This window comes from Pseudomonas paraeruginosa PA7 (assembly GCF_000017205.1).
Classification (GTDB): Bacteria; Pseudomonadota; Gammaproteobacteria; order Pseudomonadales; family Pseudomonadaceae; genus Pseudomonas; species Pseudomonas paraeruginosa.
Window position 1 is genome coordinate 1,224,105 of the sequence record NC_009656.1, and the last position, 23,067, is coordinate 1,247,171.

A 23,067-nucleotide genomic window follows, 5' to 3' on the forward strand; every position below is an offset into this window, starting at 1 on the left:
CGACCATGACCTTGAAATCCGTAATCAGCCTGCTGGCCACCCTGCTGATCCTGCTGGTCGCCGTGTTCATCGGGCGGACCCTGTGGGTCAACTACATGGACACCCCCTGGACCCGCGACGGCCGCGTGCGCGCCGACGTGATCAACGTCGCCGCCGATGTCTCGGGGATCGTCGTCGACGTCCCGGTGCGCGACAACCAGTTGGTGAAGAAAGGCGACCTGCTGATGCAGATCGACCCCGACCACTACCGCATCGCGGTTAAGCAGGCCGAGTCGCTGGTCGCCTCGCGCAAGGCGACCCTGGAGATGCGCCAGCTGAACGCCCGCCGCCGTGCGGAAATGGACGAGATGGTGGTCTCCCGGGAAAGCCGCGACGACGCCCACAACACCGCCGCCGCGGCGATGGCCGACTACGAGCAGGCCAAGGCCCAGCTCGACGCCGCGCGCCTGAACCTGGCGCGTACCCGGGTGGTGGCGCAGGTCGACGGCTACGTCACCAACCTCAACGTGCACCGTGGCGACTACGCGCGGGTCGGCGAGGCGAAGATGGCGGTGATCGACAGGAACTCCTACTGGGTCTACGGCTACTTCGAGGAGACCAAGCTGCCGTACATCCGCGAAGGCGACCCGGTGGACATGCAACTGATGAGCGGAGAGCACCTCAAGGGCCATGTGGAAAGCATCGCCCGCGGCATCTACGACCGCGACAACCCGGAAAGCCGCGAGCTGACCGCCGACGTCAACCCGACCTTCAACTGGGTGCGCCTGGCCCAGCGCGTGCCGGTGCGGGTGCACATCGACGAAGTGCCGGATGGCGTGCTGCTCTCGGCGGGGATCACCTGCACGGTGATCGTCAAGCCGCAAGGGCGCGACGACCAGACCTCGGCGGCGCAGGCGCCGGGGCGGGCCGGTTGAGCGAAAGAGGCATGGAGAAGCCCGGCGGATGCCGGGCTTTTTCGTTTCGGCGGGGCGGAAGCGCTACTCGCCCGGAGTACGCTCCGGTTGGCGCCTGCGAGCGCTGAATATCCACCCGGCGGCCTAGGCCCCGACCTGCTCCGCCGGCGACACGATCACCCCCTTGCCGCCGCGCGAGCGACCGGAGCTGAGGTAGTCGGCGATGGACTCCTGGGTGACCTCGCCGAGGAACTGCTGGTCGGGGTCGAGCACCGGCAGCCAGGAGCTGTTGAACTCGTACATCCGCGACAGCAGGATGCGCAGGTGCTCGTCGTGGCTGGCGGTGACCCGGAACGGGGTGATGAACGGTTCGCAGGTGCCCTCCTGGCGGCGCAGGTCCTTGCGTCGCACGTAGCCCAGGCCCCTGCCCTGGTCATCCAGCACGATCAGGTAGCGCCGGTCGTTCTCGTCCATCAGTTCCAGCGCCTCGGCCACCGGGGTCTGCGGCCGGGCGGTGACCAGGCTGCTGTCGGCGGCGTCCTCGGCGCGCACCAGGAGCAGGCGCTTGAGGGTGCTGTCCTGGCCGGTGAAGGCGCTGACGAACTCGTCCGCCGGGTGCGCCAGCAGGGTGTCCGGGTGGTCGTACTGGAGCAGCCGGCCGCTCTTGAACACCGCCACCTTGTCACCCAGCTTGATGGCTTCGTCGATGTCGTGGCTGACCATGATCACGGTCATGCCGAGCTTGCGCTGCATCTCGAAGAACTCGTTCTGGATCGACTCGCGGTTGATCGGATCGACCGCGCCGAACGGCTCGTCCATCAGCAGCAGCGGCGCGTCCGCCGCCAGCGCGCGGATCACCCCGACGCGCTGCTGCTGGCCGCCGGAGAGTTCGCGCGGGTAGCGTTGCAGGTACTGCTTGGGCTCCAGCTTGACCATGCCCATCAGTTCGCGGGCCTTCTCCTTGCAGCGCGCCTTGTCCCAGCCGAGCAGGCGCGGCACGACCATGATGTTTTCCTCTATGGTCATGTTCGGGAACAGGCCGATCTGCTGGATCACGTAGCCGATGTGGCGGCGCAGGGTGACCTCGTCTAGCTCGGCGGTGTCCTGGCCGTCGATCAATACGCGGCCGGAGGTCGGCGGGATGATCCGGTTGATCATCTTCAGGGTGGTGGTCTTGCCGCACCCGGAAGGGCCGAGGAAGACGCAGATCTCGCCTTTCTCCACGGTCAGGCTGACGGCATCGACGGCGCGGAATTCCTTGCCGTTCTTCTGGGTGAAGGTCTTGCTGAGCTTGTCCAGTTCGATCATGTGCGGCTCCTGTCAGTGCGCGCCGGCGCGCAGTCCCTTGGGGGTGAGGATGCGTTGCAGCCATTGCAGCAGCAGGTCGGCGACGATGGCCAGGAGGCTGACCAGCACCGCGCCGACGACCAGCATCGGCATGTTGCTCTGGCTGATGGAAGTGAGGATCAGCACGCCCAGGCCGCCGGCGCCGATCACCGCGGCGATGGTCATCACGCCGATGTTCATCACCACGGCGGTGCGCACGCCGGCGAGGATCACCGGCACCGCGAGGGGAATGTCGACCATCCGCAGGCGCTGCCAGAAGGTCATGCCGATGCCCTTGCCGGCTTCGCGGATGCCCGGCTCCACGCCGGTCAGGGCGAGGTAGGTGTTGCGCAGGATCGGCAGCAGCGAATAGAGGAACACCGCGGTGATCGCCGGCAGCGGCCCGAGGCCCTGGCCGAACACCGAGTAGATCGGCATCAGCAGGCCGAACAGGGCGATCGAGGGGATCGTCAGCATCACCGTGGCGGCGCCCTGCAGCGGGCCGGCCAGCCACTTGAAACGGGTCATCAGCACACCCAGCGGCACGCCGACGAGGATCGCCAGGCCCACGGCGACCAGCACCAGCAGCAGGTGCTGGAGGGTGAGCTGGCCGACCTGGGTCCAGTCGAGATGGGAAAGCACGCTGAAGAAATCCATTACTGGCTACCTCCCTGGCCGGCCTTGCCGCCATCGAGCAGGTGGTGTTCGCGGAGGAAATCGGCGGCGACCTTCTGTGGCGTCTGCTGCTGGACGTCGACCCGCGCGTTGAGCGCCTGCATGGTGGCGTCGTCGAGCCGCTCGATGATCGGATCGAACAGCGTGGCGAACTCCGGATGGCGTTGCATGACGTCCTTACGCACCACCGGGGCGGCGTTGTAGAAGGGGAAGTACTGCCTGTCGTCCTTCAGCACGCGCAGCTTGAAGTCCTTCAGGCGACCGTCGGTGGTGTAGACGAGGCCGAGGAACACCTGCCGGTTCTTCAGCGCGGTGTAGACCAGCCCGGCGTCCATCTGGCGGATGTCGTCGCGGGTGAAGTGCAGGCCGTACAGCTCGCTCATGGGGCCGAGGCCGTCGGGGCGGCCGGCGAACTCCGGGTCCATGGCGAACAGGTGGCTGCTCCCGGGCTCGGCCTTCCGCTGTTCGGCGAGCACCCGCGCGAGGTCGCTGACGCTGTGGATGCCCAGGCGCTCGGCTTCTTCCTCGGGCATGGCCAGGGCATAGGTGTTGTTGAAGCGGGTCGGCTTCAGCCAGACCAGGCCCTGGGCCTCGTCAAGTTGCTTGACCCGGCGGTAGGAGGCCGCGGCGTCGAGCTTCTCGTCGATGTGGTTGTAGACGATCAGCGACGAGCCGGTGTACTCCCAGACGATATCCAGCTGGCCGCTTTCCTGGGCGGCGCGCGCCAGGGTGCTGCCCAGGCCGGTGGTGACGCTCACGTCGTAGCCGCGCTTCTGCAGGAACTGCGCGGTGATGGCGGTGAGGATGCGCTGTTCGGTGAAGGTCTTGCCGCCGATGCGCAGGGTTTCCGCCTGCGCCAGGCCGGCGGCGAGGAGCCCGGCGCAAGCCAGGCAGAGGGATCGGAGCAGTCGGTTCATCAGGCCTCCCTGGCGGCCAGGCCGCGTTCCAGGAACGTGCGGCTGAACAGCACCACCAGGGCGTCCAGCAGCAGGGCGAGGAGCGCGGTGCAGGCGGCACCGAGCAGCAGTTGCTGGTGGTTGTTCAGGTAGATGCCGGGGAAGATCAGGCTGCCCAGGCTGTTGGCGCCGATCAGGAACGCCAGCGGCGCGGAGCCGACGTTCAGCGCCAGGGCCACGCGCACCCCGCCGACGATGATCGGCATCGCGTTCGGCAGCTCCACCCGCAGCAGCACCTGGTTGGGCGTCATGCCGATGCCGGTGGCGGCTTCCTTCAGCGCCGGCGAGACATTGCGCAGGCCCTCGTAGGTGTTGCGCACGATCGGCAGCAGCGAGGCGAGGAACAGGGCGAGGATCGCCGGGGCGTTGCCGATGCCGATGATCGCCAGGGCGATGGCCAGTACCGCCAGCGGCGGGATGGTGTTGCCGACGTTGAACAGCTGCATCAGGCGTTCGGCACGGGCCTGCATGCCGGGACGGCTGAGCAGGATGCCAGCCGGCACGCCGACCAGCAGGGCGGCCGCCATCGAACTGAAGACCAGCACCAGGTGGGCCTGGAAGTAGAACAGCAGGTCCTCGCGGTAGTGGAGGATGGTCGCGGGGGTGATCCAGTGGATCAGCAAGGCCAGTACGGCGGCTGCGGCGCAGAGGCCGAGCAGGGCCTTGCCACAGGTTTTCACCATGGTCGGGACTCCCTTCGGAATGAGCGTTGGCTACGCTGTCGGGCGCTTCGTCGAAACGCGGAAACAGGCCGGAAATCAAAGGCTTCGGATGGGCACCGAATTCCCGGCCCTGAAAAGGTTGACCGTTCGTCGTTCGCGGAGGTTCAACGCAACGGCCATGCTTGTGCCATGACCAGGCCTGGGGAAACGGCCGCAGCCGCCGCCTCGCCTGGGCTGGCGGCGAACGAAGAAATTTTCCCGTGGGAGCGGGCGAGAAGGACGTCGCCGCGACGGCGGCATTCCATGCACCGTATCGGTGCGCTGGACGCCCAGGGCTTTTCTGCGGTTATGATGCCGGTTCCGAAATTTTCTCGGGCTTTTCCAGACATTCGCACCCCACGGTTCACGGATCGGCCTTTTGGGGTAGGTGTTTTACCTTCTGCTAAGGGAGTACCCGCGTCATGCTCGATCTCGTCGCGGCATTCATTGCCTTGACCACCCTGCTCACCTACGTGAACTACCGTTTCATCCGCCTGCCGCCGACCATCGGCGTGATGGCCACGGCGCTGGTGTTCTCGCTGGTCGTGCAGGGCCTGTCGGAGCTGGGCTATCCGATCCTCGAGGTGGAGATGCAGGAAATCATCCGCCGCATCGATTTCTCCGAAGTGCTGATGACCTGGTTCCTCCCCGCGCTGCTGTTCGCCGGCGCGCTGCACGTCGACCTCTCCGACCTGCGCAGCTACAAGTGGCCGATCGGCCTGCTGGCCACCGCCGGGGTACTGATCGCCACCTTCGTCATCGGCGGCCTGGCCTACTACACCTTCCCGCTGTTCGGCTGGCAGGTGGATTTCATCTACTGCCTGCTGTTCGGCGCGCTGATCTCGCCGACCGACCCCATCGCCGTGCTCGGTATCCTCAAGTCCGCCGGCGCGCCGAAGCCGCTGGCGACCACCATCGTCGGCGAGTCGCTGTTCAACGATGGCACCGCGGTGGTGGTGTTCGCCATCATCCTCGGCATCCTCCAGCTCGGCGAGGCGCCCACGGTCGGCGCCACGGCGATCCTCTTCGTCCAGGAAGCCATCGGCGGCGTGCTCTTCGGCGCGCTGCTCGGCTACGGCGTGTTCCTGATGATGCGCGGTATCGACCAGTACCAGGTGGAGGTCATGCTGACCCTCGCCCTGGTCATCGGCGGCGCCGCGCTGGCCGCGCGCCTGCACGTATCGGCGCCGATCGCGATGGTGGTGGCCGGGCTGATCATCGGCAACCACGGACGCCACTACGCGATGTCGGACGAGACCCGGCGCTACGTGGACAAGTTCTGGGAGCTGATCGACGAGATCCTCAATGCCCTGCTGTTCGCCCTGATCGGCCTGGAGCTGCTGCTGTTGCCGTTCTCCTGGCTGCACGTGGCGGCGGCCTTCGCCCTCGGCGGCGCGGTGCTGGTCTCGCGGCTGCTCACGGTGGGTCCGGCGATCCTGGTCCTGCGCCGCTTCCGTGGCGCCAACCGGCAGGTGCCGGCGGGCACCATCCGTATCCTGGTCTGGGGCGGGCTGCGTGGCGGCGTCTCGGTGGCGCTGGCGCTGTCCCTGCCGCTGGGGCCGGAGCGCGACCTGATCCTCAGCCTGACCTACATCGTGGTGCTGGTGTCGATCCTGCTCCAGGGGCTGTCCATCGGCCCGCTGGTGCGGCGCATCTATGCCGGCCAGCCGCTGGAGAAGAACGAGGGCGCGCACTGAGCGCAGCCTGGCAAGGCGAGCGCCCGCCGTCATGGCGGGCGTTTTCGTTGGCGGGCCTCAGGCGGGGTCCCGGGGCGCTTCGTTGCGGTGGGTGCCGCGCAGGTTCATCGCCGCCAGGCAGACCTGCAGCAGGATCAGCGCATAGGCCTGGGCGTACAGGCCCCAGGCGATCCACAGCAGGTTGCTGGCGAGGAACACCCAGAAGCCGACCTTGCGCCGCCGCCGGTGCGCCGACGCCACCAGCCAGGCGGCCACCACCGTGACCAGCATGGCGGGCCATTGCAGGTAGTCCAGCCAGTGCATGCGCGCATCCTTCTTCCGACCTTTGAGGGTCAGACCAGCCCTGGCGCGGCAAAGTGCGGTCGGATCGGATAGCCGTGCAGCAGCGACCTGACCCGCTCCTCGTCGAGCGCGCCGTTGAACTCGGCGCCGAGTGCCTCGCGGTGGATGCCGGTGGCGCCCAGCCAGAGGGTGTCGATGCGCGCGGCGAGGGCGCCGGGGACATCGGTCACCAGCGAGTCACCGACGAACAGGATGTGCCGCGCGCCGCGCGCCTCCAGTTGTCGCTGGGCGACGCGGAAGGCTGCCGGATCGGGCTTGCCGTACCAGCTGACCTGGCCGCCTTCCTCGCTGAACAACTCGGCGAGCATGCCCGCGCCGTACACCGTGCGCCCGCCGGAGACCACCACGCGGTCCGGATTGGCGCAGAGGAACGGCAGGTCGGTGGCGCCGCGCAGAGGCGCGAAGCGCTGTTCCAGTTCTTCCTGGGGAAAGCTGCCGACGCCGACGATCAGCGCCGCCCGGGCGATGTCGTCGACGAAGCGCTCGCGGATTTCCCCCGGCCAGGTCTGCTGGGCCAGGCCGACGCCGGCCAGGTAGATACCGCCGCGCTGGTATTCCGGAACCTGCAGCAGGGCGTCGATGGTCAGTTGCCCGGAGGTGGTGATGCCGGCGAACCATTCCCGGCGCACGCCCAGGCGTTCCAGGCCGGCGCTCATTTCCACCACGCTGCTGGAGGAGTTGCTGAGGAACCATACCGGGCGGTCTTCGGCATGCCGCCGGGCGAGCCAGGCGAGGGCGCCGGGGAAGGCTTCGGCGCCGTCCATCACCACGCCCCAGAGATCGAGGAGGAAACCGTCGTAGTCGGCGCAGAGCGTGTCCAGTTGCGCGTGGTCGAGCAGGCGGGTGCTGGTGGCGGCGCTGAAGCGCGGGGAGGTCGGGGCATCGCTCATGGGGAGTCTCGTCGCGGCTGTCGAAGGGGCGCCGCGTGCGGCGGCGAGTCCCAAGGGTGCCAAACTTGCGTGACGGGACCAAGCCTTTCGGCCGGGCGCGCGGTTAAGAACGGTCGAGCGCCTGGGCCATCCACTCGCGCACATGGCAGACGGCGAAGCGCGACGGGCTGCATTCGCCGCTGGCCATCGCCAGTCGCAGGCCGTCGACGTCGGCCTCGCGCACATAGGCGCTGGCGTCCTCCATGTCGTCCTCGTCGCCGAAGCCGCCGCGCTGCATTTCCTCCAGCGCGGCCTGCTTGTCCCAGCCCTGCACGACGATGCGGTACATGGCGGCGAACAGCCCGGTGCGGTTATTGCCGTGCTTGCAGTGCATCAGCACCGGGCCTTCGCGCTCGGCGGCCTGCAACTGGCGGAGGACGCTGAGCACCTCGGTGTCGTCGACCCGGTCGGCGTGGGTCGGCAGGCTGACTATCCGTATCGGCGCCTGGCCCAGCCAGGCGCGGTCGTCGTCCTTGATGAAGCTGACCACCGTCTTCACCTGCAGGCGCTCCAGCAACGCCACGCTCTGCGCGTTGGGCAGCGCGCTGCGGTAGAGCGTGGGGCTCATGCGGTAGAGGTTGATCGAAGGGTCGACCGGTTGCGCCCAGGCCGGCGGACGCCCGGCGGGCGCCGCGGCGGCGTGCAGCGGGCCGCCGAGCAGGAAGGCGCCGAGGGCGGCGGCGAGCAGCAGGCGGAGCCAGGTGAGCGGTGAGCGGGACATGTCGGCCTCGTGCGTTGGGTGGCCAACACTAGGCGACGATGGGTCAAGGCGACCTGAAGAGAATGTGAAGATTTCGTTGGGGGAATTTCACTTTCTAGCGTAGGAAAAATCCGTAAACCCTGCCGGAGAAGAACACCAGCAACAGCGCCGGGTAGCACAGGTAGTGCAGCACCACGATCAGCAGCGCCGCCGGGCTGGGATCGCCCTTCAGCGAGGCGAGACCGACCAGCAGCAGGTAGAGCACGCCGAGTACCCCGCCGTAGAGGCTGACCAGGCGCAAGCGCTCGCCCCAGGTCGGCCAGCGCCGCTGCGCGCGGGCGAACCACCAGGCCAGGCCGCCGGCGATGACGGCGGCGATCAGCAGGCTGGCCGGCAGTCCGCCGAAACGGACCACCCCGCGCAGCAGCACGTTGAGCAGGATCGCCGCGGCGATGCCGGCCAGGGCGTAATAGCGGATGCGGACGGGAAGAGCGGCGTCCATGGCGGTTCCCCTATAGGCGCGTGTCGAGGCCGAAGCGCTTCTTCAGTACCCGTTCCAGCAGACCGCGCGGCAGCCAGCGGGCCAGCGCCGGCAAGGCCCGGCTGCCGTTGCCGATGCGCACCAGCGCGGGACGCGGTCGGCGCTGCACGGCGGCGAGCAACTGGCGGGCGAAATCAGCAGCGGGCGTGGGATTGTCCTGGGACGCCGCGGAGCGCGCCTGGATCTGCCGACGCAATGGCCACCAGGGCGAGCGTTCGTCGACCACGCTGTCCATCTCGCGGCTGGCGCTGGCGCCGAAGTTCGAGGCGATGGCGCCCGGCTGCACTTCCAGCACCTCGACGCCGAACGGCGCCAGCTCCAGGCGCAGGGCATCGCTCAGCGCGTGCACCGCGGCCTTGGAGGCGCAGTAGGCGCCGGCGAAGGGCGTGACCAGCACGCCGGAGACGCTGCCGACGTTGACCACCAGGCCGGACTTGCGCCTCAGCAGCGGGAACAGCGCGCGGGTCACGCCGACCACGGCGAACACATTGGTCTCGAACTGCCGGCGCATGGCCTCGACGCCGCCGTCCAGCAGCGGACCCATGGCGCCGTAGCCGGCGTTGTTGACCAGTACGTCGAGGCCGGCGGCCTCGACTTCCAGCTCCCCGGCCAGCCGGGCCAGCGCGGCGGCGTCGTTGACATCCAGCTGTACCGCCTGGAAGCCGGCCTCGGCCAGGGCGCGCACGTCGTCTTCCTTGCGCGCGCTGGCCCAGACCCGGTAGCCGGCGGCCTGGAACGCCTCGGCCAGGGCGCGGCCGATGCCGCTGGAGCAGCCGGTGATGAGGGCGACGGGTTGGCTCATGGACGGCTTCCTTTGGGAGAGGACGGCCTACCGTACTGGATTCGGCGCTCGCGGAAAACCTCCGACGGCGTTCAATCGTTCTTGCGGGCGATACGCAGCATCAGCGGCATGCGCACCCGGCGCGCCGTCCTCGGATCGCCCCACTGCGCGGCGACCCGCTGCAGGGCCTGGCGCACGAAGGCGTTGCCCTGCGCCTCGCGGCACAGCCGGCTGGCCGACCAGGTGGCCATGTAGTCGAACAACTGGGCCAGGGTCCACTGCTGCTCGATGACGAAGGCCGGGGCCGGGAGTTCCTCCAGTGGCAGCTCGAGATCCCGGTAGGCGTTCCACAGCAGGCGATTCTGCCCGGCCCAGTACGGGCGGATCGGCCGCAGGTATTCCTCGTCGATGGCGGCGTCGATCCCGGCCTCGATGCTGAACCAGCTGTAGCCCCAGGCGGCGAACACCCCGCCGGGGCGCAGTACGCGCAGTAACTCGCGGTTGAAGCGCGGATGATCGAACCAGTGCCAGGCCTGGGCCACGCAGGCCAGGTCGAAGGCGGCGGCGGGATAGTCGGTGGCTTCGGCGTCCTGCACGCTGTAGCGGATGCCCGGATGTAGCGTGGCGTGTTCGATCTGCTGCGTGCTGGTGTCGCTGGCGAGGACTTCGCCGAAGTACTGTGCCAGGCCGAGCGCGGCCTGGCCGGTACCGCAGGCGCAGTCCCAGGCGCGCCGGCGCTGGCCGCAGAGTCCGGCAAGATGGCGGTAGAGCGCGTCGGGATAATGCGGGCGGGCGCTGGCGTAGGCAGCGGAGCCCTGGTCGAACAGGTGGCGGGTTTCCATCGGGTCCTCCCCTCGGTCAATCGCCGAAACGCCCGTCCAGGCGTTCGGCGCGGAATTCCAGGGTGCTGGCGCGATAGCCTGGCCGCAGCGGTGGCAGCGGCAGGCAGTCGTGCCAGCTGTCGCCGCCGAGCAGGGCGCTCGGCGCCCGGTAGCGCGGGCTGTCGAAGCTGGTGTCGGCCAGGTTGACGCTGTCGCCGGGCCGGTAGGCGGCAATCCTCCAGCGTAGTTCCAGCAACGGACGGTCGCTGCCGTTCTTCAGCTCGACCGCCAGCGGGCGGTCCACCGGGCAGCGTTCCGGCGCATAGCTCAGGCGCAGTTCCTGGCGTTGCAGGTGGCGGCTTTCGTCGTTGTCCTGCCAGACCACCCAGGCCGCCACCAGGCCGAGCCCGGCGAGGGCCGCCAGGGAGACCGGCAGGGCCTTGGCCGGGTAACGGACCAGGAGGATGACCCAGGTGAGGATCAGCAGCGCACCGATCAGCATGCAAATGTCCTTTCTTCGAAGCCGAAAGGACATCCTAGCGTAGTGGCGTGCCGCGGGCGTGGCGCGGGGGCGGGCAACTGGCGGATGAGCCTTGCAAGCCGACGGGCGCGGGGCCGTGCTCCGCAGGGCGGGCAAGGATGCCGGCGATCATTCGCAACGCCGTGCGCCGCCCTGCGCCAGCAGTCGCTCCAGTTCGACGAACAGGCGCTCGGCGTCCCCTGTCTCGCAGTCCTCGCCGTAGCGTTTCTTCAGGCCGTGCTCGCTGAGGGTCAGGTGCAGGGTCGGCGTGACCTCATGGCGCGCCAGGCAGCCTTTCACGCAGTGCAGGGGACAACCGTCGAGGGCCAGGATCGGCCGGCCGGAGCGGGCCCGGCGAACCAGCAGCGGGACGTCGCCGCCGACCCCGGCGATGCAGGACATCTCCGCCAGCCGGGCGCGGTCCAGGCGCAGCGCGAGGTCGTTGGCCAGTTGCGCCACGTTGGAGCAGCCGGAGCAGGCGTAGACCAGGGGAAGGGGATCGTCGGGACTGCGCTCGAACATCATGACGGACGCCTCGTGGAAGGAAGCCTCCAGTATCGACGCAGCGCGGCGCCGGGCTTCTTGACCGGAATCAAGCGGCGGTCCGGCTCACACCAGGTCGTTCTCCACCGCCCACACCGCGGCCTCGACCCGCGAGCGCATGCCCAGCTTGTGCAGCACCCGCTTCACATGGACCTTCACCGTGCCTTCGGTGATGTCCAGCTTTCGCGCGATCATCTTGTTGCTGTAGCCGTGGGCGATCTGGCGGAGGATCTGCCGTTCGCGCTCGGTCAGCTCGTCGAGGCTCTTCGAGCGGTCGTCGCCACGCAGGGCCTGGGCGAGGATCTGGGTCAGCTGCGGGCTCAGGGTCATCTGCCCGGTGGCGGCCTGGCGGATGTGCTCGAGCAGGCGCTCCGGCTCCATGTCCTTGAGCAGGTAGCCGTCGGCGCCGGCGCGCAGGACGTTGACCACGTCGCCCTTGTCGTCGGACACGGTGAACACCACGATGCGCGCGTCGACTCCGGCCTCGCGCAACGCGCGCAGGGTGTCCAGGCCGTTCATGCCCTTCATGTTCAGGTCCAGCAGGATCATGTCCGGGTCCAGCGCGGCGGCCAGGCGCAGGGCCTCCTCGCCGCTGCCGGCCTCGCCGACCACGCTGAGGTCGTCTTCCAGCTCGAGCAGCTGGGCGACGCCCTTGCGCATCATCGGGTGGTCGTCCACCAGCAGCAGGCGAACCGGTTCGTCGGCGGTGGCTGGCATGTCCGTCATGGGGTCTGCTCCTTGGCAGGGGAGGGTTGCAGGGCGCTCGGCACGAAGCTGAAGAGCACTCGCGTACCGTGCGGCGCGCGCGGTTCGAAGCGTAGCTGGCTGCCGAGGGTCTGGCCGCGCTCCTGCATGATGGTAAGCCCATAGTGGCCGCTGCGGTTCTGCTGCGGATCAAAGCCGACGCCATCGTCCTCGACGGCGATGCTCACCTGGCCGTCGGCCTGGCTGCTCAGGCGCACCCAGGCCCGCCGCGCCTGCGAATGGCGAACCACGTTGGACAGCGCCTCGCGGACGATCTGCAGGACGTGGATTTCCTCGTTGGGGCTCAGCGGCACGTGTTGCAGGCGGTTGTCCAGCTCGATGGCCACCTCGCCGCGCTCGCCGAACTCGGCCACGGCGTTCCCCAGCGCGGCTTCCAGGCTCGGCTCGTCGAGGCTGAGGCGGAAGGTGGTGAGCAGTTCGCGCAGTTGCCGGTAGGCGCCGTTGAGGCCTTCGCGCAGTTCCTCGAGGGTGTCCTCGATCTTCTGCGCCGGCGCCTCGCGCTTGAGCAGGGTGCCCAGGCGGCTGACCTGGATCTTCAGGTAGGACAGCGACTGCGCCAGCGAGTCGTGCAGTTCGCGGGCGATGGTGCCGCGCTCGGCGAACAGGGCCAGGCGGCTTTCCTGTTCCTGTTGCAGGGACAGGGCGAAGGTGCGGGCGATGTTGTCGCAGAAGGTCTCGATCAGTTGCTGCTGCCAGTTCTCCAGGCGAGCGCCGCGGCTCTCGATGAACAGCTCGCCGAAGCGGTGCCCGGCGATCGACAGCGGCTGCATCAGCAGCGGCTGGGCCAGGGTCGAGGGCTGGTCGCAGGCGCTGGCCTGCTCGCGGCAGCTACCGCAGTCGCCCTGCAGGCAGAAGTCCGCCGGGCGCTCGGTGGTGGTCAGCGAACTGTAGGCGCGCTCGACCCCGTCCTTGTTCAGGCAGAGGGTCACGCGGCCGGCGTCGAGCACTTTCTCCAACTGGTTCAGCAGCGGTTGCAGGGTGCGATTGTCGTAGGGGTTCTCGCCCAGCCGGCGGGCGCTGGCGTAGAGCAGTTCGAGGCGCTGGTGGCTCTGCGAGAGGGCGCGGGTCTTGTCCTCCACGCGCTCTTCCAGGTCGCCGTAGATGCTCTTCAGCTCGCCGGCCATCTGGTTGAAGCGCTCGCCCAGCTGCGCCAGTTCGTCCTCGCCGCTGTAGGTGACCCGCGCGTCCAGCTCGCCGCGGCCCAGGCGGCGGGCGGTGCTGGTGAGTTCGCGCAGCGGGCCGATGACGTGGTAACTGAGGTCGTAGAGGGTGACGAACACCACCAGCAGGCTGAGGAACAGGCACAGGCCCTGCACCGTGCTGAGCAGTTGCGAGCGGCGCTCGGCCTTGGCCTGGAGGATGCCGACGAAACGGTCGATGTCGCCGACGTAGGCGTCCAGCACGTCGCGTCCGGGCAGCGCGCGCGGGTCCAGGCGCGCCAGGCCCTCGCGCAGTTCCTGGTGCAGCTGGCGGATCGGGTCGTCGGCGTCCTGGCGTTGCAGCAGGCGGCGGATGTCGCCGCTGTCGAGGCGCTCGCCGAGGGTCCCGAGCAGCGCCTGGCGGCCTTCCAGGCTGGGCTCCAGGGCGACCCGGTAGGTGAGCATGCGCAACGAGCCGGCGTGGTTGATCACCGCGGCGTCCTGGTGCGTGTAGTCGGCGAAGAGCAGGGCGCTGAACATCCCGATCAGCGCCAGCGATACCAGCAGGGTGAGGTAGCAGCCGAAGCGGACTACCAGGGAGCGGCGCAGGATCGGCTTTCCGGCCCTGTCACTACCTCCAAAGAATCTGTCCCGCTGGTCAGCGTCCGACGCGGTCGCCTTGTTCATGGAAAAAACCTTTTAAAACAGTAAGTTGCGCAATAATTTCAGCCATACCTCTTTCGAGGTAGGGGCGCGCATCTAGGCACGGAACGGCCGGTATTTCATTGATTCCTATCAAATTTGCATAGGAACGCCTTCCCTAGGCTCTCGCTGAACGCTGTCCGTGCAGAGAGTTTAGCCATGGCTTCCCTACGTCAGAAACAGTACTCCGTCCTCGGCATGAGTACCTTGTCCTTCGCGGTGAATTTCGCCGTGTGGACGATGTTTTCGATCATCGGCATCCGCATCAAGGACGAGCTCGGCCTGAGCGAATCCCAGTTCGGCCTGATGGTCGCCCTGCCGATCCTCACCGGCTCCCTGGTGCGCCTGCCGCTGGGCCTGATCACCGACCGCTTCGGCGGCCGCATCGTGTTCTTCATCCACATGCTGCTGGTGGCCATCCCCATCTACGGCCTGGCCTTCGCCAGCCAGTACTGGCACTACCTGGTGCTCGGCCTGTTCGTCGGCCTGGCCGGCGGCTCCTTCGCGGTCGGCATCGCCTATACCTCGGCCTGGTTCGAGAAGGAGCGCCAGGGCACCGCGATGGGCATCTTCGGTGCCGGCAATGCCGGCGCGGCGATCACCAACCTGGTGGCGCCGATGATCGTGGTCGCCTTCGGCTGGCGCATGGTGCCGCAGGTCTACTCGGTGGCCATGCTGGTCACCGCCGTGCTGTTCTGGCTGTTCACCTGGACCGACCCGGCGCACCTCAAGGGGGCCGCCGAGGCCAGCCAGCGGCCGACCCTGGCCAGGCAACTGGCGCCGCTCGGCGAGCTGCGCGTGTGGCGCTTCGGCCTGTACTACTTCTTCGTCTTCGGCGGTTTCGTCGCCCTGGCCCTGTGGCTGCCGAAGTACTACATCGCCGAGTACGGCCTGGACCTGAAGACCGCGTCCTTCATCACCATGCTGTTCACCCTGCCGTCCGGCCTGATCCGCGCCCTCGGCGGCTGGTTCAGCGACCACTACGGCGCGCGCTCGGTGAACTGGGGCGTGTTCTGGGTCTGCCTGGTGTGCCTGTTCTTCCTCTCCTACCCGCAGACCACCATGACCATCCACGGCATCCAGGGCGACCTCAGCCTGGGCATCGGCTTGAACGTCTGGCTGTTCACCTTCCTGGTGTTCGTCGTCGGCATCGCCCAGGGCTTCGGCAAGGCCAGCGTGTACCGGATCATCCACGACTACTACCCGAGCAACATGGGCACCGTCGGCGGCATGGTCGGGGTGATCGGCGGCCTCGGCGGCTTCTGCCTGCCGATCCTGTTCGGCTACGCCGCCGACCACATCGGCGTGCGCTCCTCCTGCTTCATGCTGCTGTTCGGCCTGACCGTGGTCTGCATGGTCTGGATGCACTACGCGATCAAGCAGCAACGCCGCATCGACGGCCAGGCCGCCTCGGCCGACGTCGACCTTCCTCCCACCCTTCCCACCCACTCCTGAGGTAATGCCGTCATGGGCATGATCGCCAATACCCAACTGAAAGCCGCGCGGGGGCCGCTGCTGCTCGACTGGCGCCCCGAGGACCCCGAGTTCTGGGCGCGCAGCGGCAAGCGCATCGCCAGCCGCAACCTGTGGATCTCGATTCCCGCGCTGCTGCTCGCCTTCGCCGTGTGGATGATCTGGAGCACGGTGACCGTGCGCCTGAACAGCGCCGGCTTCGCCTTCAGCAACGACCAGCTGTTCCTGCTCGCGGCGCTGCCGTCGATCTCCGGCGCCACCCTGCGGGTGTTCTATTCGTTCATGGTGCCGATCTTCGGCGGCCGTCGCTGGACCGCCCTGAGCACCGCCTCGATGCTGATCCCGTGCATCTGGCTGGGCTTCGCCGTGCAGGACCCGAGCACCCCGTACTGGGTGTTCGCCCTGATCGCGCTGCTCTGCGGCTTCGGCGGCGGCAACTTCGCCTCGAGCATGTCCAACATCAGCTTCTTCTATCCGAAGAGCCAGCAGGGCACCGCCCTCGGCCTGAACGCCGGGCTCGGCAACCTCGGCGTCTCGGTGATGCAGTTCGCCGTGCCGCTGGCGGTGGCCGGCGGCCTGTTCGGCGCCTTCGGCGGCGAGCCGCAGCAGCTCGGCGACGGCGGCCGCCTGTGGCTGCAGAACGCCGGCTGGATCTGGGTGCCGTTCATCGCCGTGGTATCGGTCGCGGCCTGGTTCGGGATGAACGACATCGCCGACGCCAAGGCCTCGTTCCGCGACCAGGCGGTGATCTTCAAGCGCAAGCACAACTGGCTGATGTGCTGGCTGTACGTGGCCACCTTCGGCTCCTTCATCGGCTTCTCGGCCGGCTTCGCGATGCTCAGCAAGACCCAGTTCCCCGACGTCAACCCGCTGCAATACGCCTTCCTCGGTCCGCTGGTGGGCGCCCTCAGCCGGCCCCTGGGCGGCTGGCTGGCGGACAAGTTCGGCGGCGCGCGGATCACCCTGTGGAACTACGCGCTGATGATCGGCGGGGTGTTCGCGGTGATCGCCTTCCTGCCGGGCGACGGCGGCCAGGGCAACTTCTTCGGCTTCCTTGGCGCCTTCATCCTGCTGTTCTTCTTCGCCGGCATCGGCAACGGCTCCACCTTCCGCATGATCCCGGTGATCTTCCGCAACGAGTGGGCCCGGCGGGTGCGCGACGGCCAGGCCGACGAAGCCGGCGCGGCGCGCAACGCGAGCATGGAGTCGGCCGCGGTGATCGGCTTCTCCGCCGCCATCGGCGCCTTCGGCGGGTTCTTCATCCCGAAGGCGTTCGGCACCTCGCTGCACATGACCGGCAGCGCCGAGGGCGCCCTCTACGTGTTCATCGCCTACTACCTGAGCTGCATCGTCGCCACCTGGTGGTGGTACGCGCGCAAGGGTGCGGAGAGTCCCTGTTGAGACCGTCGGCAGCAGCCCGCGGCAACCCCTGATTAGCGTTGTAACGCCCGGCACAGACCGGGTGAGGAGATCAAGATGAGTCACCTGCTCGACCGCCTGCAGTTCTTCAAGAAGAAGCAGGGCGAATTCGCCGATGGCCACGGCGAGACCAGCAACGAGAGCCGCGCCTGGGAAGGCGCCTACCGGCAGCGCTGGCAGCACGACAAGATCGTGCGCTCCACCCACGGGGTGAACTGCACCGGTTCCTGCTCCTGGAAGATCTACGTGAAGAACGGCCTGATCACCTGGGAAACCCAGCAGACCGACTACCCGCGCACCCGTCCGGACCTGCCCAACCACGAGCCGCGCGGCTGCCCGCGCGGGGCCAGCTACTCCTGGTACATCTACAGCGCCAACCGCCTGAAGTACCCGAAGGTGCGCAAGCCGCTGCTCAAGCTCTGGCGCGAGGCGCGGGCACGGCACGGCGACCCGGTGGACGCCTGGGCCAGCATCGTCGAGGACGCCGCCAAGGCGAAGAGCTACAAGAGCCAGCGCGGCCTGGGCGGCTTCGTCCGCTCCAGCTGGGACGAAGTCACCGAGATCATCGCCGCGGCCAACGTCTACACCGCCAAGACCTACGGTCCGGACCGGGTGATCGGCTTCTCGCCGATCCCGGCCATGTCGATGGTCAGCTACGCCGCCGGCGCCCGCTACCTGTCGCTGATCGGCGGGGTCTGCCTGAGCTTCTACGACTGGTACTGCGACCTGCCGCCGGCCAGCCCGCAGATCTGGGGCGAGCAGACCGACGTGCCGGAGTCGGCCGACTGGTACAACTCCAGCTACATCATCGCCTGGGGCTCCAACGTGCCGCAGACGCGGACCCCGGACGCGCACTTCTTCACCGAGGTGCGCTACAAGGGCACCAAGACCGTCTCCATCACCCCGGACTATTCCGAGGTGGCCAAGCTCACCGACCTCTGGCTCAACCCCAAGCAGGGCACCGACGCCGCGCTGGGCATGGCCTTCGGTCACGTGATCCTGAAGGAGTTCCACCTCGACCGGCCGAGCGCCTATTTCGTCGACTACTGCCGCCAGTACACCGACATGCCGATGCTGGTGTTGCTGGAGGAACACGCCGGCGGCGCGTTCAAGCCGACCCGCTACCTGCGCGCCGCCGACCTGGCGGACAACCTCGGCCAGGACAACAACCCCGAGTGGAAGACCATCGCCTACGACGAGCGCAGCGGCGGGCTGGTCTCGCCCACCGGCGCCATCGGCTACCGCTGGGGCGAGTCGGGCAAGTGGAACATCGCCGAGCTGGACGGCAGGAGCGGTGACCAGACGCGCCTGCAACTGTCGCTGCTCGATGGCCCGGAACATGCCTGCGAGGTGGCCTTCCCGTATTTCGCCGGGCAGGAGCACCCGCACTTCAAGGGCGTCGCCAACGACGAGGTACTGCTGCGCCGGGTGCCGTTCCGCGAGATCGTCGCGGCGGACGGCAAGCGCCTGCGGGTGGCCACCGTCTACGACCTGCAGATGGCCAACTACAGCATCGACCGCGGCCTGGGCGGCGACAACGTGGCGACCTCCTACGAGGACGCCGACACGCCCTATACCCCGGCCTGGCAGGAGCGCATCACCGGCGTTCCGGCGGCGCGCGCGACGCAGGTCGCCCGCGAGTTCGCCGACAGCGCCGACAAGACCCGCGGCAAGGCGATGGTGATCATCGGTGCGGCGATGAACCACTGGTACCACATGGACATGAACTACCGCGCAGTCATCAACATGCTGATGATGTGCGGCTGCATCGGCCAGAGCGGCGGCGGCTGGGCGCACTATGTCGGCCAGGAGAAGCTGCGCCCGCAGACCGGCTGGGCGCCGCTGGCCTTCGGCCTGGACTGGAGCCGGCCGCCGCGGCAGATGAACGGCACCAGCTTCTTCTACCTGCACAGCTCGCAATGGCGCCACGAGAAGCTGTCGATGCACGAGGTGCTGTCGCCGCTGGCCGACGCCAGCCGCTTCGCCGAACACGCCCTGGACTACAACATCCAGGCCGAACGCCTCGGCTGGCTGCCGTCGGCGCCGCAACTGAACCGCAACCCGCTGCGCATCGCCGCCGAGGCCGAGGCCGCCGGCCTGCCGGTCGCTGACTATGTGGTGCGCGAACTGAAGAGCGGCGGCCTGCGCTTCGCCAGCGAATCGCCGGACGATCCGCAGAACTTCCCGCGCAACATGTTCATCTGGCGCTCCAACCTGCTGGGCTCCTCCGGCAAGGGCCACGAGTACATGCTCAAGTACCTGCTCGGGGCGAAGAACGGGGTGATGAACGATGACCTCGGCAAGGCCGGCGGTCCGCGTCCCACCGAGGTCGACTGGGTCGACGACGGTGCCGAGGGCAAGCTCGACCTGGTCACCACCCTGGACTTCCGCATGTCCTCCACCTGCATGTACTCGGACATCGTCCTGCCGACCGCTACCTGGTACGAGAAGGACGACCTCAACACCTCCGACATGCACCCCTTCATCCATCCGCTGTCGGCGGCCACCGATCCGGCCTGGGAAGCCAGGAGCGACTGGGAGATCTACAAGGCCATCGCGAAGAAGTTCTCCGCCGTCGCCGAAGGCCACCTCGGCGTGGAGCAGGACCTGGTCACGGTGCCGCTGCTGCACGACACCCCCACCGAGCTGGCGCAGCCGTTCGGCGGCGACGGCCATGACTGGAAGAAGGGCGAGTGCGAGCCGATGCCGGGACGCAACCTGCCGACGCTGCACCTGGTCGAGCGCGACTACCCGAACGTCTACCGCAAGTTCACCTCGCTCGGTCCGCTGCTGGACAAGCTGGGCAACGGCGGCAAGGGCATCGGCTGGAACACCGAGAAGGAAGTGAAGCTGGTCGGCGACCTCAACCATCGCGTCGTCGAGAGCGGCGTCAGCCAGGGCCGCCCGCGCATCGACAGCGCCATCGACGCCGCCGAGGTGGTCCTCGCCCTGGCTCCGGAAACCAACGGCCAGGTCGCGGTCAAGGCCTGGGAAGCGCTGTCGAAGATCACCGGCCGCGAGCATGCCCACCTGGCGCTGCCCAAGGAAGACGAGAAGATCCGCTTCCGCGACATCCAGGTGCAGCCGCGCAAGATCATCTCCAGCCCGACCTGGTCCGGCCTCGAGGACGAGCACGTCAGCTACAACGCCGGCTACACCAACGTCCACGAGCTGATCCCGTGGCGCACCATCACCGGTCGCCAGCAGTTCTACCAGGACCACCCGTGGATGCAGGCGTTCGGCGAAGGCTTCGTCAGCTACCGGCCGCCGGTCAACACCCGGACCACCGAGAAGCTGTTGAACAGGAAGCCCAACGGCAACCCGGAGATCACCCTGAACTGGATCACCCCGCACCAGAAGTGGGGCATCCACTCCACCTACAGCGACAACCTGCTGATGCTCACCCTGTCGCGCGGCGGTCCGATCATCTGGCTCAGCGAGCACGACGCGGCCAGGGCCGGGATCGTCGATAACGACTGGGTCGAGGTGTTCAACGCCAACGGCGCGGCGACCTGCCGCGCGGTGGTCAGCCAGCGGGTCAAGGACGGCATGGTGATGATGTACCACGCCCAGGAACGCATCGTGAACGTACCCGGCAGCGAGACCACCGGCACCCGTGGCGGCCACCACAACTCGGTGACCCGCGTGGTGCTCAAGCCCACCCACATGATCGGCGGCTACGCCCAGCAGGCCTGGGGCTTCAACTACTACGGCACGGTCGGCTGCAACCGCGACGAGTTCGTCGTGGTGCGCAAGATGAGCAAGGTCGACTGGCTGGACGAACCCCGCCACGGCGGACTCGGCGGCGACGCCCTGCCGCAACCGCTGCCCCAGGACATTTGAGGAGAGACGCCATGAAAATTCGTTCGCAAGTCGGCATGGTGCTGAACCTCGACAAATGCATCGGTTGCCACACCTGCTCGATCACCTGCAAGAACGTCTGGACCAGCCGCGAAGGCATGGAGTACGCCTGGTTCAACAACGTCGAGACCAAGCCCGGAATCGGCTACCCGAAGGAATGGGAAAACCAGGAGAAGTGGAAGGGCGGCTGGGTGCGCGCGGCGGACGGTTCGATCCGCCCGCGCATCGGCGGCAAGTTCCGCGTGCTGGCGAACATCTTCGCCAACCCGGACCTGCCCGAGATCGACGACTACTACGAACCGTTCGACTTCGACTACCAGCACCTGCATACCGCGCCCAAGGCTGAACACCAGCCGGTGGCGCGCCCGCGCTCGCTGGTCTCCGGGCAGCGCATGGAGAAGATCGAGTGGGGCCCGAACTGGGAGGAGATCCTCGGCACCGAGTTCGCCAAGCGGCGCAAGGACAAGAACTTCGACCAGGTCCAGGCGGACATCTACGGTGAGTACGAGAACACCTTCATGATGTACCTGCCGCGCCTCTGCGAGCACTGCCTGAACCCGGCGTGCGTGGCGTCCTGCCCGAGCGGGGCGATCTACAAGCGCGAGGAGGACGGCATCGTCCTGATCGACCAGGACAAGTGCCGCGGCTGGCGGATGTGCATCTCCGGCTGCCCGTACAAGAAGATCTATTTCAACTGGAAGAGCGGCAAGTCCGAGAAGTGCATCTTCTGCTACCCGCGCATCGAGGCCGGCCAGCCCACCGTCTGCTCGGAGACCTGCGTCGGGCGCATCCGCTACCTCGGCGTGCTGCTCTACGACGCCGACCGCATCCACGAAGTGGCCAGTTGCGAGAACGAGCGCGAGCTGTACGAGAAGCAGCTGGAGATCTTCCTCGATCCGTTCGACCCGGCGGTGATCGCCCAGGCGCGCAAGGACGGGGTGGCCGACAGCGTCATCGAGGCGGCGCAGAAGTCGCCGGTGTACAAGCTGGCGATGGACTGGAAGCTGGCCCTGCCGCTGCACCCGGAATACCGCACGCTGCCGATGGTCTGGTACGTGCCGCCGCTGTCGCCGATCCAGAACGCCGCCGCCGAGGGGCACATCGGCAGCGACGGGGTGATCCCGGACGTCGAGTCGCTGCGCATTCCCGTGCAGTACCTGGCCAACCTGCTCACCGCCGGCGACACCGCGCCGGTGCTGCTGGCGCTCAAGCGCCTGCTGGCGATGCGCGCCTACAAGCGCGCCGAGCACGTCGAAGGCCGCCAGGACCTGGAGGTGCTGGCCAAGGTCGGGTTGAGCGTGGAGCAGGTGGAGGAGATGTACCGCTACCTGGCCATCGCCAACTACGAGGATCGCTTCGTGATCCCCAGCGCGCACCGCGAGGAAGCGCTTTCCGATGCCTTCGCCGAGCGTTCCGGCTGCGGCTTCAGCTTCGGCAACGGCTGTTCCGGCGGCAGCAACTCCGCCGTCAACCTGTTCGGCGGCAAGCCGACCAACCGCCGCGACGTGATCCAGGTCGTGCAGATCCAGGAGTGAGCGCCATGAACGATCACAGCCAACTGTTCCGCCTGCTCGCCCTGCTGCTCGACTACCCGCGCGCCGAGCTGCGCGAGGAGAGCCTCGGCCTGCATGCGCTGATCCGCACCTGCGAACTGCCCGAAGCGCTGCGCGACGGCCTCGCGGCGCTGCTCAACGAGCTCGGCCAGGGCGACCTGCTGGACGTCCAGGCGCGCTACGACGGTCTCTTCGAACGCGGCCGCTCGGTCTCGCTGCTGCTCTTCGAGCACGTCCACGGCGAGAGCCGCGACCGTGGCCAGGCGATGGTCGACCTGCTCGACCGCTACACCCGGGCCGGCCTGCAGATCGACGTACCGGAGCTGCCGGACTACCTGCCGCTGTACCTCGAATACCTGTCGCTGCTGCCGTTCGCGGCGGCCAGCGAGGGGCTCGCCGAAGTGGCGCACATCCTCGGCCTGCTGGCGCTGCGCCTGGAGGAGCGCGGCAGCGCCTACGCGGCGATCTTCGAGGCGCTGCTGGAACTCGGCGGCGAACGCCCGGACCTCGGCACGTTGCGTCGCGACCAGGCCCAGGAACAGCGCGACGACAGCCTGGAAGCCATCGACCGGGCCTGGGAGGAAACCCCGGTGAGTTTCACCGATCCTGCCGGCGGTTGCCCGTCGAGCAGCGGCCGCCGTCCGACGGCGTCCACCGAACAACCATTGCAATGGGTCGCCCAGCCGGTACCGCAGATGCAGTACCGCGCGGCCCGCGAAGGAGTCTGAGC

General features: G+C 68.0%; 21 protein-coding genes. 7 read left to right on the forward strand and 14 right to left on the reverse strand.

Going from position 1 to position 23,067, the window contains the following annotated elements:
- The first annotated feature begins 5 nt into the window (after positions 1 to 5).
- Positions 6 to 914 (forward strand): efflux RND transporter periplasmic adaptor subunit, encoded by a 909-nt coding sequence (locus tag PSPA7_RS05775; protein ID WP_012074498.1) that lies wholly within the window; start codon positions 6 to 8, stop codon positions 912 to 914.
- A 123-nt stretch (positions 915 to 1,037) separates the two neighbouring features.
- Here PSPA7_RS05775 and PSPA7_RS05780 read toward each other — a convergent pair whose 3' ends face one another.
- From PSPA7_RS05780 to PSPA7_RS05795, 4 genes are read right to left on the reverse strand one after another with little or no spacing between them, the layout of a single operon-like run.
- Positions 1,038 to 2,201 carry an osmoprotectant ABC transporter ATP-binding protein OsmV gene (locus PSPA7_RS05780; RefSeq protein WP_003156262.1) on the reverse strand — a complete coding sequence of 388 codons (1,164 nt, stop codon included), beginning with the start codon at positions 2,199 to 2,201 and terminating at the stop codon, positions 1,038 to 1,040.
- A 12-nt stretch (positions 2,202 to 2,213) separates the two neighbouring features.
- Positions 2,214 to 2,876 (reverse strand): ABC transporter permease, encoded by a 663-nt coding sequence (locus PSPA7_RS05785; RefSeq protein WP_003156264.1) that lies wholly within the window; start codon positions 2,874 to 2,876, stop codon positions 2,214 to 2,216.
- A complete protein-coding gene (locus PSPA7_RS05790) occupies positions 2,876 to 3,811 on the reverse strand; it encodes a glycine betaine ABC transporter substrate-binding protein (protein ID WP_012074499.1) in 936 nt (311 codons plus the stop codon). Before PSPA7_RS05790 ends, PSPA7_RS05785 begins: the two co-directional genes overlap by 1 nt.
- Positions 3,811 to 4,533 carry an ABC transporter permease gene (locus tag PSPA7_RS05795; RefSeq protein ID WP_012074500.1) on the reverse strand — a complete coding sequence of 241 codons (723 nt, stop codon included), beginning with the start codon at positions 4,531 to 4,533 and terminating at the stop codon, positions 3,811 to 3,813. Before PSPA7_RS05795 ends, PSPA7_RS05790 begins: the two co-directional genes overlap by 1 nt.
- A gap of 440 nt (positions 4,534 to 4,973) precedes the next feature.
- On the opposite strand from PSPA7_RS05795, the gene PSPA7_RS05800 reads away from it, so the two are divergent.
- Positions 4,974 to 6,248, forward strand: a complete 1,275-nt coding sequence (locus tag PSPA7_RS05800) for a cation:proton antiporter (RefSeq protein WP_003156268.1) — start codon at positions 4,974 to 4,976, stop codon at positions 6,246 to 6,248.
- Between the two features lie 57 nt (positions 6,249 to 6,305).
- Here the strand turns inward: PSPA7_RS05800 and PSPA7_RS05805 are convergent, their stop codons facing one another.
- From PSPA7_RS05805 to narX, 10 genes are all read right to left on the reverse strand, one after another.
- Positions 6,306 to 6,551 (reverse strand): hypothetical protein, encoded by a 246-nt coding sequence (locus PSPA7_RS05805; RefSeq protein ID WP_012074502.1) that lies wholly within the window; start codon positions 6,549 to 6,551, stop codon positions 6,306 to 6,308.
- Between the two features lie 29 nt (positions 6,552 to 6,580).
- Positions 6,581 to 7,480 carry a TIGR01459 family HAD-type hydrolase gene (locus tag PSPA7_RS05810; protein ID WP_012074503.1) on the reverse strand — a complete coding sequence of 300 codons (900 nt, stop codon included), beginning with the start codon at positions 7,478 to 7,480 and terminating at the stop codon, positions 6,581 to 6,583.
- 103 nt (positions 7,481 to 7,583) lie between these two features.
- Complete coding sequence (locus PSPA7_RS05815) at positions 7,584 to 8,240, reverse strand: dual specificity protein phosphatase family protein (RefSeq protein ID WP_012074504.1); 657 nt, start codon at positions 8,238 to 8,240, stop codon at positions 7,584 to 7,586.
- Between the two features lie 94 nt (positions 8,241 to 8,334).
- Positions 8,335 to 8,721, reverse strand: coding sequence for a hypothetical protein (locus PSPA7_RS05820; protein ID WP_012074505.1), 387 nt, complete (start codon positions 8,719 to 8,721; stop codon positions 8,335 to 8,337).
- Between the two features lie 10 nt (positions 8,722 to 8,731).
- Positions 8,732 to 9,562, reverse strand: a complete 831-nt coding sequence (locus tag PSPA7_RS05825; protein WP_012074506.1) for an SDR family oxidoreductase — start codon at positions 9,560 to 9,562, stop codon at positions 8,732 to 8,734.
- 71 nt (positions 9,563 to 9,633) lie between these two features.
- A complete protein-coding gene (locus PSPA7_RS05830; RefSeq protein ID WP_003151307.1) occupies positions 9,634 to 10,383 on the reverse strand; it encodes a class I SAM-dependent methyltransferase in 750 nt (249 codons plus the stop codon).
- 16 nt (positions 10,384 to 10,399) lie between these two features.
- Positions 10,400 to 10,864, reverse strand: coding sequence for a hypothetical protein (locus PSPA7_RS05835; RefSeq protein ID WP_003151305.1), 465 nt, complete (start codon positions 10,862 to 10,864; stop codon positions 10,400 to 10,402).
- A gap of 147 nt (positions 10,865 to 11,011) precedes the next feature.
- Positions 11,012 to 11,407, reverse strand: a complete 396-nt coding sequence (gene anvM, locus PSPA7_RS05840) for an anaerobic/virulence modulator AnvM (protein ID WP_003151303.1) — start codon at positions 11,405 to 11,407, stop codon at positions 11,012 to 11,014.
- Between the two features lie 84 nt (positions 11,408 to 11,491).
- Positions 11,492 to 12,151: a two-component system response regulator NarL gene (gene narL, locus PSPA7_RS05845; protein ID WP_003151302.1), complete on the reverse strand. Its 660-nt coding sequence runs from the start codon at positions 12,149 to 12,151 to the stop codon at positions 11,492 to 11,494.
- Complete coding sequence (gene narX, locus PSPA7_RS05850; RefSeq protein WP_012074507.1) at positions 12,148 to 14,016, reverse strand: two-component system sensor histidine kinase NarX; 1,869 nt, start codon at positions 14,014 to 14,016, stop codon at positions 12,148 to 12,150. The genes narL and narX overlap by 4 nt, the downstream gene beginning before the upstream one ends.
- Before the next feature lie 174 nt (positions 14,017 to 14,190).
- On the opposite strand from narX, the gene PSPA7_RS05855 reads away from it, so the two are divergent.
- From PSPA7_RS05855 to narJ, 5 genes are all read left to right on the forward strand, one after another.
- Positions 14,191 to 15,486 (forward strand): nitrate/nitrite transporter, encoded by a 1,296-nt coding sequence (locus PSPA7_RS05855; RefSeq protein WP_012074509.1) that lies wholly within the window; start codon positions 14,191 to 14,193, stop codon positions 15,484 to 15,486.
- A gap of 12 nt (positions 15,487 to 15,498) precedes the next feature.
- On the forward strand, positions 15,499 to 16,905 hold the full coding sequence (narK2, locus tag PSPA7_RS05860; RefSeq protein ID WP_012074510.1) for a nitrate/nitrite transporter NarK2: 1,407 nt from the start codon (positions 15,499 to 15,501) through the stop codon (positions 16,903 to 16,905).
- A gap of 75 nt (positions 16,906 to 16,980) precedes the next feature.
- Positions 16,981 to 20,766: a nitrate reductase subunit alpha gene (locus PSPA7_RS05865; RefSeq protein ID WP_003154503.1), complete on the forward strand. Its 3,786-nt coding sequence runs from the start codon at positions 16,981 to 16,983 to the stop codon at positions 20,764 to 20,766.
- 11 nt (positions 20,767 to 20,777) lie between these two features.
- The gene (gene narH / locus PSPA7_RS05870; protein WP_003092958.1) at positions 20,778 to 22,319 is read left to right on the forward strand and encodes a nitrate reductase subunit beta; all 1,542 of its coding nucleotides are present in this window, start codon (positions 20,778 to 20,780) and stop codon (positions 22,317 to 22,319) included.
- A 5-nt stretch (positions 22,320 to 22,324) separates the two neighbouring features.
- Complete coding sequence (narJ, locus tag PSPA7_RS05875; RefSeq protein WP_012074511.1) at positions 22,325 to 23,065, forward strand: nitrate reductase molybdenum cofactor assembly chaperone; 741 nt, start codon at positions 22,325 to 22,327, stop codon at positions 23,063 to 23,065.
- Positions 23,066 to 23,067: the final 2 nt, after the last annotated feature.